This is a genomic window from Xanthomonas translucens pv. cerealis (genome assembly GCF_006838285.1).
Taxonomy (GTDB): domain Bacteria; phylum Pseudomonadota; class Gammaproteobacteria; order Xanthomonadales; family Xanthomonadaceae; genus Xanthomonas_A; species Xanthomonas_A cerealis.
In genome coordinates this window covers 4,055,933-4,071,966 of the sequence record NZ_CP038228.1, presented here as the reverse complement: position 1 = coordinate 4,071,966, position 16,034 = coordinate 4,055,933, and the positions used below count along the sequence as shown (strand labels likewise).

General features: G+C 69.2%; 12 protein-coding genes. 4 read left to right on the top strand and 8 right to left on the bottom strand.

What is annotated here, in order from left to right:
* Positions 1-44 precede the first annotated feature (44 nt).
* Both E4A48_RS17965 and E4A48_RS17960 read right to left on the bottom strand, forming a co-directional pair.
* On the bottom strand, positions 45-563 hold the full coding sequence (locus tag E4A48_RS17965) for a c-type cytochrome (protein WP_039006445.1): 519 nt from the start codon (positions 561-563) through the stop codon (positions 45-47).
* A 290-nt stretch (positions 564-853) separates the two neighbouring features.
* A complete protein-coding gene (locus E4A48_RS17960) occupies positions 854-1,471 on the bottom strand; it encodes a TetR/AcrR family transcriptional regulator (protein WP_039006447.1) in 618 nt (205 codons plus the stop codon).
* Between the two features lie 133 nt (positions 1,472-1,604).
* On the opposite strand from E4A48_RS17960, the gene E4A48_RS17955 reads away from it, so the two are divergent.
* From E4A48_RS17955 to E4A48_RS17935, 4 genes are all read left to right on the top strand, one after another.
* Positions 1,605-2,768 (top strand): isovaleryl-CoA dehydrogenase, encoded by a 1,164-nt coding sequence (locus tag E4A48_RS17955; RefSeq protein ID WP_039006448.1) that lies wholly within the window; start codon positions 1,605-1,607, stop codon positions 2,766-2,768.
* A gap of 66 nt (positions 2,769-2,834) precedes the next feature.
* The gene (locus tag E4A48_RS17950; RefSeq protein WP_039006450.1) at positions 2,835-4,445 is read left to right on the top strand and encodes a carboxyl transferase domain-containing protein; all 1,611 of its coding nucleotides are present in this window, start codon (positions 2,835-2,837) and stop codon (positions 4,443-4,445) included.
* Between the two features lie 785 nt (positions 4,446-5,230).
* A complete protein-coding gene (locus E4A48_RS17940; RefSeq protein WP_039006452.1) occupies positions 5,231-7,240 on the top strand; it encodes an acetyl/propionyl/methylcrotonyl-CoA carboxylase subunit alpha in 2,010 nt (669 codons plus the stop codon).
* A gap of 182 nt (positions 7,241-7,422) precedes the next feature.
* Positions 7,423-8,157, top strand: coding sequence for a DUF6065 family protein (locus E4A48_RS17935; RefSeq protein ID WP_039006454.1), 735 nt, complete (start codon positions 7,423-7,425; stop codon positions 8,155-8,157).
* 401 nt (positions 8,158-8,558) lie between these two features.
* On the opposite strand, the gene E4A48_RS17930 is transcribed toward E4A48_RS17935, so the two are convergent.
* The 6 genes from E4A48_RS17930 to ntrC all read right to left on the bottom strand — a co-directional run bounded on the left by E4A48_RS17930 (position 8,559) and on the right by ntrC (position 16,028).
* Positions 8,559-8,879, bottom strand: coding sequence for an excalibur calcium-binding domain-containing protein (locus tag E4A48_RS17930; protein ID WP_260607992.1), 321 nt, complete (start codon positions 8,877-8,879; stop codon positions 8,559-8,561).
* A gap of 116 nt (positions 8,880-8,995) precedes the next feature.
* Entirely contained in the window at positions 8,996-9,631 is a 636-nt protein-coding gene (locus tag E4A48_RS17925; RefSeq protein WP_142742893.1) for a hypothetical protein, read from the bottom strand.
* A 150-nt stretch (positions 9,632-9,781) separates the two neighbouring features.
* A complete protein-coding gene (locus E4A48_RS17920; protein ID WP_142742892.1) occupies positions 9,782-12,478 on the bottom strand; it encodes a bifunctional acetate--CoA ligase family protein/GNAT family N-acetyltransferase in 2,697 nt (898 codons plus the stop codon).
* Positions 12,479-13,058: 580 nt separating this feature from the next.
* Complete coding sequence (locus E4A48_RS17915) at positions 13,059-13,721, bottom strand: superoxide dismutase family protein (protein WP_142742891.1); 663 nt, start codon at positions 13,719-13,721, stop codon at positions 13,059-13,061.
* A 69-nt stretch (positions 13,722-13,790) separates the two neighbouring features.
* The gene (locus tag E4A48_RS17910; RefSeq protein WP_039009090.1) at positions 13,791-14,372 is read right to left on the bottom strand and encodes a superoxide dismutase family protein; all 582 of its coding nucleotides are present in this window, start codon (positions 14,370-14,372) and stop codon (positions 13,791-13,793) included.
* A 228-nt stretch (positions 14,373-14,600) separates the two neighbouring features.
* A complete protein-coding gene (gene ntrC, locus E4A48_RS17905; RefSeq protein ID WP_142742890.1) occupies positions 14,601-16,028 on the bottom strand; it encodes a nitrogen regulation protein NR(I) in 1,428 nt (475 codons plus the stop codon).
* Positions 16,029-16,034 lie beyond the last annotated feature (6 nt).

Here is a 16,034-nt window from a genome sequence, read left to right as displayed (position 1 = left end):
CGCGCCGCCCGAAGGCGGCGCTGGCAACCCGAAGAATGCGGAAGTTACTTCAGGTTCGACAGCATCCAATCCACCGTGGCGTGGACCTGCGCTTCGCTGAGCGCCGGATTGCCGCCCTTGGGCGGCATGATCCCGCCATCGGGGCCGGTGTAGCCCTCGATCGCGTGCTTGTACAGCGTGTCCTTGCCTTGCGCGATGCGCGCATCCCAGTGCGAATGGTCCAGGGTCGGCGCCTTGCCGACGCCGGTGGTGTGGCAGGCGGTGCACAGGTTGTTGAAGATCACCTTGCCGTCGGTGGTGCCGCCGTAGGCGACCTGCGCCGAGGCCTTGGCCAGCGCCGCCGCCTGCGCGGCGGCCTGCGCCGCGGCACCGGTGCTGCCGGCGTAGACCGCGCCCACCGGGGCGATGCGCTCCTCGGTGCGCTTGAGCGCCACCGGCGAGACCTCCGGCGGAATCGATCCGTGCAAATACGCAGCGAACACGATCAGCCCGAGCGTGATGATGGCCAACAGGCCGATCACCAACGAGAACCGCTTGAGGAATTCGAGGTCGTAATTCCGCACATCACACCCCTTTGGCACGTGGTGACCGGACCACCGCTACGCAACCGAGTATAGCCAGCGTTTGCCGCGCACGGCAGTCAAGCGACGTCGCCAGTCGCAGACGATGCGTGCTGCATCGCAGCAGGTTTGCTGCGTTCGGGAAGACGCCATCGGCAGCGCGGTGTTTCCGTGCAGCACCGCTCACAAGCCAGTGGCGGCTGCGGCGCTGCTCCGCCGCTATGCCTTGCATGCGGCCCGGTCGCGGTCGACGCGCCGCTGCGCAGCGGCCGCCGGGTCGCTGCGCAAACGCCCTATCCGGTCTGCGCACTGCCGACCGCACGCAGGCAAAAGCCACATACCGCCTCGACCAGGCGCTCGCTGTCGCGCGGGCCGTCGCGGCTGGGCGCGGTCGGCCCGACCAAGGCTTCGGTGTAGGCGCCGACCAGGCAGGCCGCGGCCGCGTCCAGGTCCTGCGCCGGGAACTCGCCCGCGGCCACACCCTCGGCGAGGATGCCCTTGAACAGATCGCCGAACAGGCGCCGGCAGCGGATGCGCTCGGCATCCACCTCCGGCTCCACCGGCTCGGCGATGAAGGCGTAGGCCAGCCCAGGCCCGGCCAGCGCGCGGCGCACGAACGAGGCGATCGCCGCGCGCAGGCGCTGCGCCGCCGGCGCCGGTTCGGCGGCGATACCGCGCAGGATCGCCAGTTCGTGCTCCACCGCCGCAGTCAGCACTTCCACGAACAGCTCGGCCTTGGACGGGAAGTGGCGGTAGATCAGGCCGGTGGACACCCCCGCCTCGGCCGCCACCGCGGTCACCGGCGCACCGCGGAAACCGCCGGCGGCGACCAGCCGCCGCGCCGCCAGCAAGATCCGCTGGCGGTTGCCGGCAAGGCGTTCTTCCATCAGCGCGGAGCGTTTGTAGGCCATGAGTTGATTCTAAGTTCAATTAATGAATTATTGTTCACTTCTTTGTCGTTCCCGGCTACGCTGGGGTCCATTCCCCGGCGCCGCCTGGATTCTAGGCGTCCCGTCCGCCGCACGCCTGCCTCCGGAGCCCGCCATGCTGATGCCGTCGTTGAATTTCGAACTGGGCGAGGACATCGACCTGCTGCGCGACAGCGTGACCGGCTTCGCCGCGCGCGAGATCGCACCGCTGGCCGAGCAGGCCGACCGCGACAACGCGTTCCCGACGCCGCTGTGGCGCAAGCTCGGCGAGCAGGGCCTGCTCGGGTTGACCGTGGAGGAGGACTACGGCGGCAGCGCAATGGGCTACCTGGCGCACGTGGTGGCAATGGAGGAGATCTCGCGCGCCTCCGGTGCCATCGGCCTGTCCTACGGCGCGCATTCGAACCTGTGCGTGAACCAGCTGCGCAAGAACGGCAGCGCCGCGCAGAAGGCGCGCTACCTGCCCCGGCTGTGCAGCGGCGAGCACGTCGGCGCGCTGGCGATGAGCGAGCCGGGCGCCGGTTCGGACGTGGTCTCGATGAAGCTGCGCGCCGACCTGCACGGCGACCACTACCGGCTCAACGGCAACAAGATGTGGATCACCAACGGCCCCGACGCCGACGTGCTGGTGGTCTACGCCAAGACCGACCCCGCTGGGGGCGCGCGCGGCATCACCGCGTTCCTGGTCGAGAAGGGCATGCCCGGTTTCAGCACCGCGCAGAAGCTGGACAAGCTCGGCATGCGCGGCTCCAACACTTGCGAGCTGGTGTTCCAGGATTGCGCCGTGCCGGTGGAGAACGTGCTCGGCAGCGTCGGCGGCGGCGTGCGCGTGCTGATGTCGGGCCTGGACTACGAGCGGCTGGTGCTGTCCGGCGGCCCGCTGGGGCTGATGGCCGCGGCGATGGACGTGGTGATGCCGTACGTGCACGAGCGCCGCCAGTTCGGCGAGGCGATCGGCAACTTCCAGCTGATCCAGGGCAAGCTGGCCGACATGTACGTTGGCCTCAACGCCTGCCGCGCCTATGTGTACGCGGTGGCGCGCGCCTGCGACGCCGGCCGCACCACCCGCCAGGATGCCGCCGGCGCGATCCTGTATGCGGCCGAGAAGGCAACCTGGCTCACCGGCCAGGCGATCCAGGTGCTCGGCGGCAACGGCTACATCAACGACTACCCGACCGGACGCCTGTGGCGCGACGCCAAACTGTACGAGATCGGCGCCGGCACCTCGGAGATCCGCCGCATGCTGATCGGCCGCGAACTGTTCGAGCGGACCAAGTGATGTGATGCGTCGTGATGTGATGCGCTCCTACACGAAGTCTCTTTTCCTCCTTTCGATGGCCCTGCCATGAGCGTGATCCAGACCCAGTTGCAACCCGGCAGCGATGCCTTCGCCGCCAACGCCGCGGCGCTGCGCGCGGTGGTCGACGACCTGCAGCAGACCCAGGCGCGCATCGCCCAGGGCGGCAGCGAAGTCGCACGCGCCAAGCACCAGGCGCGCGGCAAGCTGCTGGCGCGCGCGCGCATCGACGCGCTGCTCGACCCGGGCAGCGCCTTCCTGGAAATCGCCCCGCTCGCCGCGCTGGGCCTGTACGCCGACGAGGTCCCGTGCGCCGGCGTGGTCGCCGGCATCGGCCGCGTGTCCGGCGTGGAGTGCGTGATCGTCGCCAACGACGCCACGGTCAAGGGTGGCACCTATTACCCGATGACGGTGAAGAAACATCTGCGCGCGCAGGAGATCGCGCAGCAGAACCGGCTGCCGTGCATCTACCTGGTCGATTCCGGCGGCGCGTTCCTGCCGCTGCAGGACGAGGTGTTCCCGGACCGCGACCATTTCGGCCGCATCTTCTACAACCAGGCCAACCTGTCGGCGCAGGGGATCGCCCAGATCGCCTGCGTGATGGGTTCGTGCACCGCCGGCGGCGCCTATGTGCCGGCGATGAGCGACGAGACGGTGATCGTGCGCGAGCAGGGCACGATCTTCCTTGGCGGCCCGCCGCTGGTGAAGGCGGCCACCGGCGAGGAGGTCAGCGCCGAGGAACTGGGCGGCGCCGACGTGCACACGCGCATCTCCGGCGTGGCCGACCATTTCGCCGACAACGACCTGCAGGCGCTGGCGCGGGTGCGCGCGATCGTGGCCCAGCTCAACTGGCGCAAGCCGACACCCGCGCTGGCGTTGCGCGCGCCGGAGCCGCCGCTGTATCCGGCCGAGGACCTGTACGGGGTGATCCCCGCCGACCCGCGCAAACCGTTCGACGTGCGCGAGGTGATCGCGCGGGTGGTCGACGGCTCGCGCCTGGACGAGTTCAAGGCGCGCTACGGCACCACCCTGGTCACCGGCTTCGCCCACCTGCACGGCTATCCGGTCGGCATCATCGCCAACAACGGCATCCTGTTCTCCGAATCGGCGCTGAAGGGCGCGCACTTCATCGAACTGTGCGCGCAGCGCGGCATCCCGCTGGTGTTCCTGCAGAACATCACCGGCTTCATGGTCGGGCGCAAGTACGAGCACGGCGGCATCGCCAAGGACGGGGCCAAGCTGGTAATGGCGGTGGCCTGCGCGAAGGTGCCCAAGTTCACGGTGGTGATCGGCGGTTCGTTCGGTGCCGGCAACTACGGCATGTGCGGCCGCGCGTATTCGCCGAATTTCCTGTGGATGTGGCCGAACGCGCGGATCGGGGTGATGGGCGGGGAGCAGGCGGCAAGCGTGCTGGCGACGGTGCGCCGCGACGGCATCGAGGCCAAGGGCGGCGCCTGGTCGGCCGAGGACGAGACGGACTTCAAGACGCCGATCCGCGAGCAGTTCGAGCGCCAGGGCCATCCGTATTACGCCAGTGCGCGGCTATGGGACGACGGCATCATCGATCCGGCGCAGACGCGACGGGTGCTGGGGCTGGGACTGTCGGCGGCGTTGAACGCACCGGCGGAACCGACCCGATTCGGGGTGTTCCGGATGTGAGCGGGCGCGATCGCTCTGCTTTGCAAGCGCGACGGTCATTGGCCGCCATGCGCCGCATGGCCGAAAGAATCGCCTCGGCCTCTGCCGTTGCCTCTGCCGTTGCCTCTGCAGTTGCCGTTGCTGTTGCTTTGCTCTTGATCTACCGGCCCCCCTCGGCGCGGCAGGCGCGGCGGGCGAATACCCGAAGGGCGGCGCGCAGGATGCGCGACGTTTTTCGCTGGCACATGGATGTGCCATCGAAAAATGCCCGTTGGGGCTGCGGACCCGGAGCGCGTAGCGCGGAGGGCGCGCTGCGGGGTGTGCTTTCTTTTGGTTACTTTTCTTTGCACAAGCAAAGAAAAGTGACCCGCGCCAGCGGAAGCTCTTGCTCTTGCTCTTGCTCTTGCTTCAAAGCTTCAAAATCTCAGTGCCAGAACCAAGACAACGACAACGGCAAAAGCTTTCGCCTTGCGGCGAGTCACTTTTCTTTGCTCGCGCAAAGAAAAGTAACCAAAAGAAAGCGCGCCCTGCCTAGCGCCCTCAGCGCTGCGCGCTCCGGGTCCGCGTCCATACCGGGGATTCGCGGAAGGGGCATCAAGCCCCTGCCGCGAACGGCGCACATCCATGTGCGCCGCCCTTCGGGTTTTTCCCCGCCATGGCCGCCGCTTCGGAAGGGAACCCAGTAAGTCAAAAGCAATGGCAACAGCAACAGCCAAAGCAACAGCAACAGCAACCGCAACCGCAACCGCAACCGCAACCGCAACCGCAACCGCAAGACACGACACCCCTTTTCCAGGCAACTGACCATGGCCACGCCCGACCTGCCGATGTTCGACAAGATCCTGATCGCCAATCGCGGCGAGATTGCCTGCAGGGTGATCGCCACCTGCCGCAAACTCGGCATCGCCAGCGTCGCCGTCTACTCCGATGCCGACCGCGACGCCCGCCACGTGCGCCTGGCCGACGAAGCGATCAACATCGGCGCCGCGCCCGCGCGCGACAGCTACCTGCGCGGCGAACGCATCCTCGACGCCGCCCAGGCCAGCGGCGCCCAGGCGATCCATCCCGGCTACGGCTTCCTGTCCGAGAACGCCGAGTTCGCCGAAGCCTGCACTGCGCGCGGCATCGTGTTCATCGGCCCGCCGCCGACAGCGATCCGCGCCATGGGCGACAAGAGCGCGGCCAAGGCGCTGATGCACGCCGCCGGCGTACCGCTGACCCCGGGCTACCATGGCGAACGCCAGGAGCCGGCGTTCCTGCGCGAACAGGCCAACGCCATCGGCTATCCGGTGCTGATCAAGGCCAGCGCCGGCGGCGGCGGCAAGGGCATGCGCCGGGTCGATCGCAGCGAGGACTTCGTCGCCGCGCTGGCCGCCTGCCAGCGCGAAGCGCAGGCCGCATTCGGCAACGCCCACGTGCTAGTCGAGAAATACGTGCTGCGGCCGCGGCATATCGAGATCCAGGTGTTCGGCGATACGCATGGCGAACTGGCCTACCTGTTCGAACGCGATTGCTCGGTGCAACGCCGCCACCAGAAGGTGCTGGAAGAGGCCCCGGCGCCAGGCATGAGCGCCGAACGCCGCGCCGCGATGGGTCAGGCAGCGGTGGAGGCGGCGCGCACGGTCGGCTATGTCGGCGCCGGCACGGTGGAGTTCATCGTCGCGCCCGACGGCGCGTTCTACTTCATGGAAATGAACACGCGGCTGCAAGTCGAGCATCCGGTCACCGAGTGCATCACCGGTACCGATCTGGTCGAGTGGCAGCTGCGCGTGGCCGCCGGCCAGCCGCTGCCCAAACGCCAGCATGAGCTGGCGATCCGCGGACATGCGCTGGAAGCACGGCTGTATGCCGAGGACCCGGCGCGCGGCTTCCTGCCCTCGACCGGCACGCTGCAGCATCTGCGCCTGCCGGCGGCGGACGCGCACACCCGCGTCGATGCCGGCGTCGAACAGGGCGACGTCATCGGCCCGCACTACGACCCGATGATCGCCAAGCTGATCGTCTGGGACGAGACCCGCGAACGCGCGCTGCGGCGCATGCAGGCGGCGCTGGCGGCGTGCCAGGTGGTCGGCGTGGCCACCAACGCCGCGTTCCTGCAACGCCTGATCGGCACCACGGCGTTCGCACAGGCCGATCTGGATACCGCACTGATCGAGCGCGAACATGCCGCGCTGTTCGAGACCGCTACGGCCACCGCCGAACCGACCTGGACACTGGCCGCGCTGGCCTGGCTGCTGCACGATCGCGCCGACGCAGCGCAATCGGGCGACCCGCATTCGCCCTGGGACCTGCGCGACGGCTGGCGCCTGGGCGAACCCGCGCCGCGCAACCTGATCCTGCAACAGGGCGATACGCGCCGCACGCTGCGCGCAGCGGCGACCGACGCAGGCTGGCGCATCCACGACAACGCCACCGATGCCGTGCTGCTCGCCTTCGGCAGCCTGCAGGAGCAACGCCTATTGGCACAGCTCGATGTGCAACGCGTGCACGCCGACGCGGTATTCGCCGGTAGCCGCCTGCATTTGTTCGTCGCTGGCCAGGCGCATCTGTTCGACCTGCACGATCCGGTCGCCGAGGCCGATCAGCCTGTCGCCGATGCCGGCGGGCTGACCGCGCCAATGCCCGGCCGCGTCGTCGCGCTGCTGGTCGCGCCCGGCACTCGCGTGGCGCGCGGCACGCCGTTGCTGGTGCTGGAGGCGATGAAGATGGAACACACCTTGCAGGCCCCTGCCGACGGCGTGGTGCACGGCTACCGTGTGCGCGAGGGCGAGCTGGTCGGCGACGGCGTGGCGCTGCTGGAGTTCGAGGCGGACTGAGCACGGGTCCGCACGCCGCGGCGCGCGCGCACAACGCAAGCACCTTCTGCTTGATCGCACTGCGGTGCGCAACCGCGAACGGCCGCGACACCGCAGCGAGCGCACGGCGGCCGCCGTGCACGGTCGCCATACCGGCGCCGACGCGTCACACTCGGCGCACGCCCGCAGCCAAGTACGCCGCCATGAAGCTCACCGCCCACGTTCTCGACGGCCACACCCTCGACGTGCGCCCGGCGCCGCGCGAGCGGCCGTGGATGGACCGCACCGACCAGCGCTACGCCTACCGCTGCCTGCCGCTGGACATCGCCAACGCGCACGGTTGGGAGCTGCTGTGCCAGAGCGGGTTCGAGGCCGAATGGAGCGGCGGCAACGCGCTCGACGCCATCCGTCTCCACCCCGACGTCGGCAACCACGCGCCAGCGGTCAGCCATTTCGGCTACGGCGTGCTCACCTTCCATGTGCCCTGCCTGTTCCGCACCGAGCCAGGCATGGACCTGTACGTGACCGCGCCGGTCAACCGGCCCAAGGACGGCATCGCCGGGCTGACCGGGCTGATCGAGACCGACTGGAGTCCGTACACCTTCACCATGAACTGGCAGTTCACCCGCCCCGGACGCGTGCGCTTCGACGCTGGCGAACCGTTCTGCCACTTCTTCCCGGTGCAGCGGCGGGTACTGGCCGAGACCGAGCCGCGCTGGCAACCGCTGTCGCAGACGCCGGAACTGGAACGCGACTATCAGGCCTGGATGCGCAGCCGCGGCCAGTTCCTGCACGACCTGCAGCAAGACGCTCCAGAGGCCAAACGCCAAGGCTGGCAGCGCAGCTACTTCCGCGGACCGGCGCCAGGACAGTGTCCGGCCGGGGTCGAGCATCGGGTCAAGTTGCGCGTGGCGCCGTTCACCCGCGACGAGGGCTGAGCTTGCTTCGGCGCATCGCCGAGGGGACGCCGCTGCCGATCCATGGCCGTATGCGCTTCGATGCGGATGTGGGCGATTCGACCGTGTAAGCGCCACCGCGCCGCGAACAACCACCATCAAGGCGCTTTGCCCTTGTCATGCGCGCAGGCCGCCTCGAACCACCGGCCGCGACGCTGAACAGCGTCGTCAGCCCCATCGCTGCGTTCGTCGCGGCTAAAGCCGCTCCAACAGAACGTGCGGTCGCGGGCTGTGTGCACTGTAGGGGCTTCAGCCGCGACCTCCGTCAAACATCGCCATCTCCCGCAGCTACGGTTCCAGCAAGCTGCCGCAACTGAAGACCCGACGCCGACGAGAAGTTGGTTGCTCAACACTGCTTCTGAACTACCGCAATGGAAGGGCGGCTAATGACACCACTGCCGCTCGCACGGCACGCCGTCGTGGTTGCCGTCCATCTGCACGCCAGGGCAGGTGCGCAGGCAATAGGTCGCTTCCTCGCACGAGGTCATCTGCGCGCAATGAGTGCGTCCGTCACACTGGAAGTGCTGAGCGGGTGCCGCTGCCGCGGGTACGGCCGGCGCTGTGGCTGTGGCCTGTGCAATGGAAGTGGGTGTCGTGACTGCGCTCGATGTCCTCGGTACGGCTACGCTCGGCGTCGGCGTGGCCGCGAAGCGCGGTGCGATCAGCGAATAAGCATAGGCACCGATGCCGATCACCAGCAGCATCGCGAGCACGCGGCCGAACGCGCTGCGGGCATGCGCATCAGCTGGGGCACGACGCGCTGTCGTGGTCGGAGCGCGCCCTGGGCGCATCTGTCTACTCATTGCCTCGGGACAATCGGCTAGAGTCGAAATGGTCGAGCAACACGACGGATTGCACGATGGGCGCGCATCCGCGTACAACGCCTTGGCTGGCCCCGCGTGGCAGCATCACCGCCCGCCCCGCAGCATTCTCCCCCGATGCTGCCTGCCACGTCGGCGCGTTTGCCGTGCGCTCGACATCGTTGCAGTGCCATGGAGTGCATGCCGGGCGGGGTGTCTTGCCCCGCCTGGCATGCGGCGTCTTGCTCAATGTCAGGAGCGTGAGGAAGGATCTGCTTCAAACGGGTATTCCCCCTGGCCCCTTTAGTTAGATCAGCGTGTATTGCCGCCCCTTTGCGAAAGCAAAGCCCAATCATTGCGAATCCAAAGCCAGCCAGAAGCACCAACATGGCATAGAGCACAAACACGATCGCCCAGTATCGCAAAGGATTTTGCGCCAAGACGGCGTGGATATCTCCGGCGTACCTGCTATTGAAGCGGACATAACCAGACTGGAGCGCGGGGCGTAGTGCATAGCCCCCCAGTGCGCCCAAGACCGATATGAAAGAGCCGCCGGCAATGAAGATCAGCGGCCTGCGTTTCGCTGGCTTGAGTGTGCTTGCGATGTATGCCGCTGCCAATGCAGCAAAAGGAAGGAACGCGATCGTCATCAACATAGGCACTGCTCGATTCTCCTTGACTTTTGGCGTCTTCGCTGGACGCCAACTTCCCTGGGATGGATTGGCGACTTCCAGCCAATCCGCACCGTCGCGTCTTTTGCACATCGCCACTGCGCGCAAAAACCGGACACACGACTTAGCGCCCCCTTACCCCTTCCCCACCGGCAACACCACATCCATCAACATCGCATCCTCCGGGTCCGGGGTGGCCTTGAAGCCCAGGTGCGCGCACATCGCCAGCATGGTGCGGTTCTCGCGCAGGACCTGGCCTTCGATGACGTTGAGGCCGAGCCAGCCGGCGTATTCGATCATGATCCGCATCAGCTGCCAGCCGATGCCGTGGCCTTTGAGGTCGGAGCGGATCAGGATGCCGTATTCGCCGCGGTCGTAGTCGGCGTCGGCGTGCAGGCGCACCGCGCCGAGCATGTCGCCGGTCTTGGGTTCGATCACCACCAGGGCGATCGAGCGGGCGTAGTCGAGCTGGGTCAGGCGGGCGATGAACTCGTGGCTGAAGTGCTTCACCGCCTGGAAGAAGCGCAGGCGCAGGTCCTCGTCGGTGACGCGGGCGAAGAAGCTGCGGAACAGCGCGTCGTCTTCCGGGCGCACCGGGCGCACCAGGGCGGTGCCGCCGTCGTTGAGCGCGATGCGCCGTTCCCATTCCTTCGGATATGGGAAAATCGCGAAACGCGGGTGGCCACGGCCCTTGTGCAGGCGCCGCGACGGCGCCACCGCCACGCGTGCGTCCAGCGCGATCACGCCGTCGCGGTCGGCCAGCAGCGGGTTGATGTCCAGTTCGCGGATCTCCGGCAGATCGGCGGCCAGTTGCGCGAGCTTGACCAGCACCATCGCTACGGCGCGCTCGTCGGCCGCGGGCACGTCGCGGTAGGCCTTGAGGATGCGGCTGACGCGGGTGCGGCCGATCAGTTCGTGGGCCAGGCGCAGGTCCAGCGGCGGCAGCGCCAGCGCCTTGTCGTCGATCACTTCCACCGCAGTGCCGCCGCGGCCGAACACGATCACCGGACCGAAGGTGGAGTCGTCGGCGATGCCGGCGATCAGTTCGCGCGCTTTAGGCCGCAACAGGGTGGGCTGCACCAGCACGCCGTCGATGCGCGCGTCGGGACGCGCGGCGCGCGCGCGGGCCACAATGCCTTCGGCGGCGTCCTGCACCGCCTGCGCGCTGACCAGGTTCAAGCGCACGCCGTCCACGTCGGACTTGTGCGGGATGTCGGCCGAATGGATCTTCACCGCGACGGCCAGGCCGTCGGCCAGCATCGGCGCCGCGGCCAGTGCGGCGTCGGCGGCGCTGGCCGCATGCACCACCGGCGCGGTGGGAATGCCGTAGGCGGCGAGCAGGCGGGTGGTGGCCAGCGGATCCAGCCAGGTCTGGCCGGCGGCCAACGCCGCATCGACGATGCCGCGCGCGGTGGCGGCGTCGAACACGAAATCCTCGGGCAGGCTGGGCGGGGTTTCCATCAGCGCCGCCTGCGCTTCGCGGTAGCGCACCAGATGCATGAAGCCGCGTACCGCGTCGGCCTCGGTGGCATAGGTGGGAATATGCGCGGCGTTGAGCACGGCGGTGGCGCTTTCGTCGTTGCCCAGCCACACCGCGAACACCGGCTTGTCGCGATGGTGACGCGGGCGCAGGCCCAGGGTGCGGGTCAGCGCCTGCGCGGCGTCGGCCGAGGAGGTGAAGGCGGTCGGCACGTTGACCACCAGCACTGCGTCGTTCTCCGGATCGGCCAGCAGCGCTTCGACGGCGGCGGCGTAGCGCTCGCCGTCGGCATCGACCACGATGTCCACCGGGTTGGCGTGCGACCACTCCTGCGGCAGCGCCTGCTCCAGGCGTTGCAGGGTGTGCGGCGACAACGCGGCCAGGGTGCCGCCGAGGTCGGCGAGCTTGTCCACCGCCAGGCGGCCGACGCCGCCGCCATTGCTGAGGATCGCCAGGCGGCGGCCGGGGAAGGTGCTGAGCCGGCCCAGGGTCTCGGCCGCGGCGAACAGTTCGTCCAGCGCGCGCACGCGCAGCAGGCCGGCGCGGGCGAAGGCGGCACCGTAGACCGCGTCGGAACTGGCCAGCGCCTGCACATGGGTGTCGGCATTGGGGTCGATGCGCAGCAGACGCCCGGACTTCACCACCACCACCGGTTTGGCGCGCGCCGCGGCCCGCGCGGCGGACATGAACTTGCGCGCGTCGTGGATGTGTTCGACGTACAGCAGGATCGCGCGGGTGCGGTAGTCGGTGGCGAAATAGTCGAGCAGGTCGCCGAAGTCCACGTCCAGCGCATCGCCCAGCGACACCACCGCGGAGAAACCGACCGAGCGCGCCACGCCCCACTCCACCAAGGCGGCGGCGATGGCGCTGGATTCGGAAATCAGCGCCAGATCGCCCGGCTGCGGGCAGTGCGCGGCGATGCTGGCGTTGAGCTTGGCGTGCGGGGCGATCACGCCCAGGCAATGCGGGCCGAGGATGCGCAGGCCCTTGGCGCGCGCGGCCGCTTCGACCCGCGCCGCGGCCGAGCTCGGGCCTTCGCCCAGGCCGGCGGTGAGGATGATCGCCGCGGCGACGCCGCGCCGCGCGGCGATGGCGACGATGCGCGGCACGATCCGCGCCGGCGCGGTGATGACCACCAGGTCCGGCACCCACGGCAGATCGGTGAGCCGGCGCACGGTGGGCACGCCGTCGATCTCGCGGTAGCGCGGGCTGACCCAACCGATCTGCCCGGGAAAGCCGGCGGTGCGCAGGTTGCGCACCACCGCGCGCCCGGCCGAGCGCTCGCGCGGACTGCCGCCGACGATGGCAACCGAGGCGGGGCGGAACACGGACTGCAGGTGGTAGGTGCTCATGGCGGGCGCAGGGCGGGCAAGCGGTGCGCCAACGGTACACGGGTGATGCTGGCGCGGGGATGATTGTGGAATGCGCACGCGCCGCGGCCAGCCACGTCGCGGCTTCGGCCGATGCGGCAAAGGCAGTAGGTTCTGGCGTGCACGCGTCGGGGGGTGCACTCCCACAGATCTCGCGAGTGGCTGCTGTCGTTCTTGTAGCAGAAGCTTCAGTCCCGACAGACACTGAAACCTGCCAGCTGCGCCGCTTGGTTCGCCGCGACTGAAGTCTCTCCCACAGTATCTGCGACTAGCGTGCTTGGGTGCGTTGTGGAAGGGCGCCGAGTGGCCTCGGGCCATCGGCCCGAAAGGATCCGAAACCTGACAACTTCGCCGCTTCGTTGGTCGCGGCTGAAGCCGCTCCACGAGCGGGCGCATTTCCTGCAAAGGCAGCATCTGGCGGGCTGCATCCGCGCTGTCGGAGCGGTCTCAACCCCGGCCGGCGGCTCCGAAGCCGGGCGACTTGCCGACTTCGGAACCCATCGCAGCAGATGACATCAAGTCACCGGCGTCACGCCTGCACAGGCCTACGAAGACTTGCCGCTTACTGCGCGGAAGGCGCCGCCGCTGCGCCCGCCGGGGCCGCCGCGGTCGCATTGCCCTTGATCACGCCGCAGGCCAGGCGGCCGCCGGCGTTGCCGGTGGGCTGGGTCTTGTAGTCGTCCGGATCGGCGTGGACGATCACCGCGTGGTTGAGGATGTCGAAGCCGTCGCCCTTGCCGATGTTGACGTTGTTGGACACCGGCGCGTCGATCGTGGCCTTGCCGTCGGCGTCGGCCTTCAGGTTCGGCATGTCGCCGCCGTGGTGCGGATCGGCACTGGCCTGGCCGTGTTCGGACTTGGCCGGGTTGAAGTGGCCGCCGGCGCTGCTGCCGTCGGGCGCGCTGCAATCGCCGAACTCGTGGATGTGGAAGCCGTGCTCGCTGTTGGGCTTGAGTCCGGTGATGGTGCCGGTGACGTGCACGGCGCCATCGACCGTCTCGAACTTGACCTCGCCGGCGACCTGGTTGCCCTGGGTCGGGCTCAACGCAGCGCTGGCGGCGGCCTGGGCGGGCATGGCGGTGGGCGCAGGTTGTGCGGCCGGCGCCGGAGCGGTGGCCGGCGTCGCGGCCGCAGCGGGAGCGTCGGCTGCGGCAGGCGCTTCGCGCTTGCAGGCGCCGAGCGCGAGGGTGGTGGCCAGGAACAGGACCGTGGGAAGCGTACGCATGGTGGTTCTCCTTGAGGGGCCGCGGAATGCGGACGGTCGCCACGGGGCAGGCCCCAGGCGGATGATCGGTTAGCGCAACACGCGGATCACGCCGCAGGCCACGCGCGCGCCGGCGTTGCCGGCCGGCTGGCTGCGGTAGTCGTCGGCATCGGCATGCGCGACCAGCGCGCGCCCGGCGATGTCGTTGGCCGCGCCGCCGCCGAGCACCACGCCGTGCAGCAGCACATCGACCTGGGCCACCCCATCGGCGTTGGCCGCGAGATTGTCCATGTCGCCGACAGGGTGCGTGCCACTGCCGACGCGGCCATGCGGACCACCGAGCGGATTGAAGTGGTCGCCGGCGCTACTGGCATCGGCCGCGCTGCAATCGCCGCGCTCGTGCACGTGGAACGCGAACGGGCGGTTGGGCTGCAGGCCGCCGACGGTGCCGGTGATGCGCACCCCGCCGGGCGCGACCACCAGCGACAGCTTGCCGCTGACCAGGCTGCCCGAGGCTGGTGCGAGCACCGCCTGCGCCTGCTGCGCGGTGCCGCTGCTGGGCATCGGCGGCGCTTTCGGCGGCGGCGGCGGTGGTGCTACCGGCGGCGCACTGCTGCAGCCGGCCAGTATCAGCAACGCGCTTCCCACGATGGCATGCAAGCTGTAACGCATCGGCATTTGCTCCTTGTGCAGCGAAACTAGAGGGAGGGCCGTTCACAGCTCATGAAGGCTGCGGCGGTGGCGCGGAAGTCTAACCGGCGCTGGAGCCCGTATCGGGACCGGGGACCATGGCCCCGGAAGAGCACGGCAACTGGTGGCTTGCGAAGTCTGCGGAACGATCAGAGCAAGACATCGCGCTTTTCCGGGTCCCCGGTCACTGGTGCCGAGTCCCGGCGCCACTCAGCGCCGCCGCCGCCCCGGACCCAGCTTGCGCGTGACCGTGTTGCGGCCCACGCCCAGGCGCGCGGCGGCCTCGGCGCGGCGGCCCTGGGTGAAGCGCAGCGCCACTTCCAGCAGCGCCTTGTCGAAGCGGTCGCGCGCTTCGGCGTGCAGGCCTTCGGCGCCGTCGGTCAGGCGCTGCTGCGCCCAGGCCGACAACTGCGCGTCCCATTCGCCGCCCTCGCCGCTGCGCTCGCGGCGGCTGCCGCGCAGCAGCGCGCTGTCCACGTCGTGCGCGTCGATGACTTCGGCCGGCGCCAGCGCGGCCAGCCGCCAGCACACGTTCTCCAGTTCGCGCACGTTGCCCGGCCAGGCGTAGCCGCGCAGCGCGTCCAGCGCCGCCGGCGACAGCCGTTTGGGAGGGGTGTCGAGCTTGCGCGCGGCCATTGCCAGGAAGTTCTCGGCCAGCTGCGGCACGTCGGCGCGGCGCTCGCGCAGCGGCGGCAGCTGCAGCCGCACCACGTCCAGCCGGTGCAGCAGGTCGGCGCGGAAGCGGCCCTGCTCGACCAGCGCTTCCAGGTCCTGGTGAGTGGCGGCGATCACCCGCACGTCGACCCGGATCAGTTCGCGGCCGCCGACGCGGAAGAATTCGTTCTCGGCCAGCACGCGCAGCAGCCGGGTCTGCAACGGCAGCGGCATGTCGCCGATCTCGTCGAGGAACAGGGTGCCGCCGTCGGCCTGTTCGAAACGGCCGATGTGGCGCCGCTGCGCGCCGGTGAAGGCGCCGGCCTCGTGGCCGAACAGTTCGCTTTCCAGCAATTCGGCCGGGATCGCCGCGGTGTTGAGCGCGACGAACGGCTTGCGCGCGCGCGGCGACTCGGTGTGCAGCGCATGCGCGACCAGTTCCTTGCCGGTGCCGGTCTCGCCGTTGATCAGCACCGACAGCGGCGCCTGCGCGAGGCGGCCGATGGCGCGGAACAGCGCGCGCATCGCCGGGGTGTCACCGATCAGTTCGGCGCTGCCCTGGCTTGCCGTCGGCAGCACGGCCTCGGCGCCGCCGCCGCCGGCCGCGGGCAGCGCACGCGCGGCCAACGCCACCGCATCGTCCAGGTCGAACGGCTTGGACAGGAATTCGTGCGCGCCGCCGCGGAACGCGCCGGCGGTGCTGGCCACGTCGGTGTAGGCGGACATCACGATCACCGGCAATTGCGGATGCGCGGCCTTGAGCTTGTCCAGCAACACCAGGCCATCGTCGCCGGGCATGCGCACGTCGGTAAACAGCAGGTCCGGCAGCGGCCGCTGCGCCAGCGCCTGCAGCGCCGCGGCGGCGCTGTCGAAGCCTTCCACGTTGTAGCCGGCATCGCGCAAGGCGGTGGACAGCACGAAGCGGACCGAGCGGTCGTCATCGACCACCCAGATACGTTGCGATCCTTCCAGGGATTCGGTCATCGGAAT

Coding starts and splice junctions, on each gene's coding strand:
- E4A48_RS17960 (WP_039006447.1), bottom strand. CDS start 1,471: ATGGCCTACAAACGCTCCGCGCTGATGGAAGAACGCCTTGCCGGCAAC.
- E4A48_RS17955 (WP_039006448.1), top strand. CDS start 1,605: ATGCTGATGCCGTCGTTGAATTTCGAACTGGGCGAGGACATCGACCTG.
- E4A48_RS17950 (WP_039006450.1), top strand. CDS start 2,835: ATGAGCGTGATCCAGACCCAGTTGCAACCCGGCAGCGATGCCTTCGCC.
- E4A48_RS17940 (WP_039006452.1), top strand. CDS start 5,231: ATGGCCACGCCCGACCTGCCGATGTTCGACAAGATCCTGATCGCCAAT.
- E4A48_RS17935 (WP_039006454.1), top strand. CDS start 7,423: ATGAAGCTCACCGCCCACGTTCTCGACGGCCACACCCTCGACGTGCGC.
- E4A48_RS17930 (WP_260607992.1), bottom strand. CDS start 8,879: ATGCTGCTGGTGATCGGCATCGGTGCCTATGCTTATTCGCTGATCGCA.
- E4A48_RS17925 (WP_142742893.1), bottom strand. CDS start 9,631: ATGTTGATGACGATCGCGTTCCTTCCTTTTGCTGCATTGGCAGCGGCA.
- E4A48_RS17920 (WP_142742892.1), bottom strand. CDS start 12,478: ATGAGCACCTACCACCTGCAGTCCGTGTTCCGCCCCGCCTCGGTTGCC.
- E4A48_RS17915 (WP_142742891.1), bottom strand. CDS start 13,721: ATGCGTACGCTTCCCACGGTCCTGTTCCTGGCCACCACCCTCGCGCTC.
- E4A48_RS17910 (WP_039009090.1), bottom strand. CDS start 14,372: ATGCGTTACAGCTTGCATGCCATCGTGGGAAGCGCGTTGCTGATACTG.
- ntrC (WP_142742890.1), bottom strand. CDS start 16,028: ATGACCGAATCCCTGGAAGGATCGCAACGTATCTGGGTGGTCGATGAC.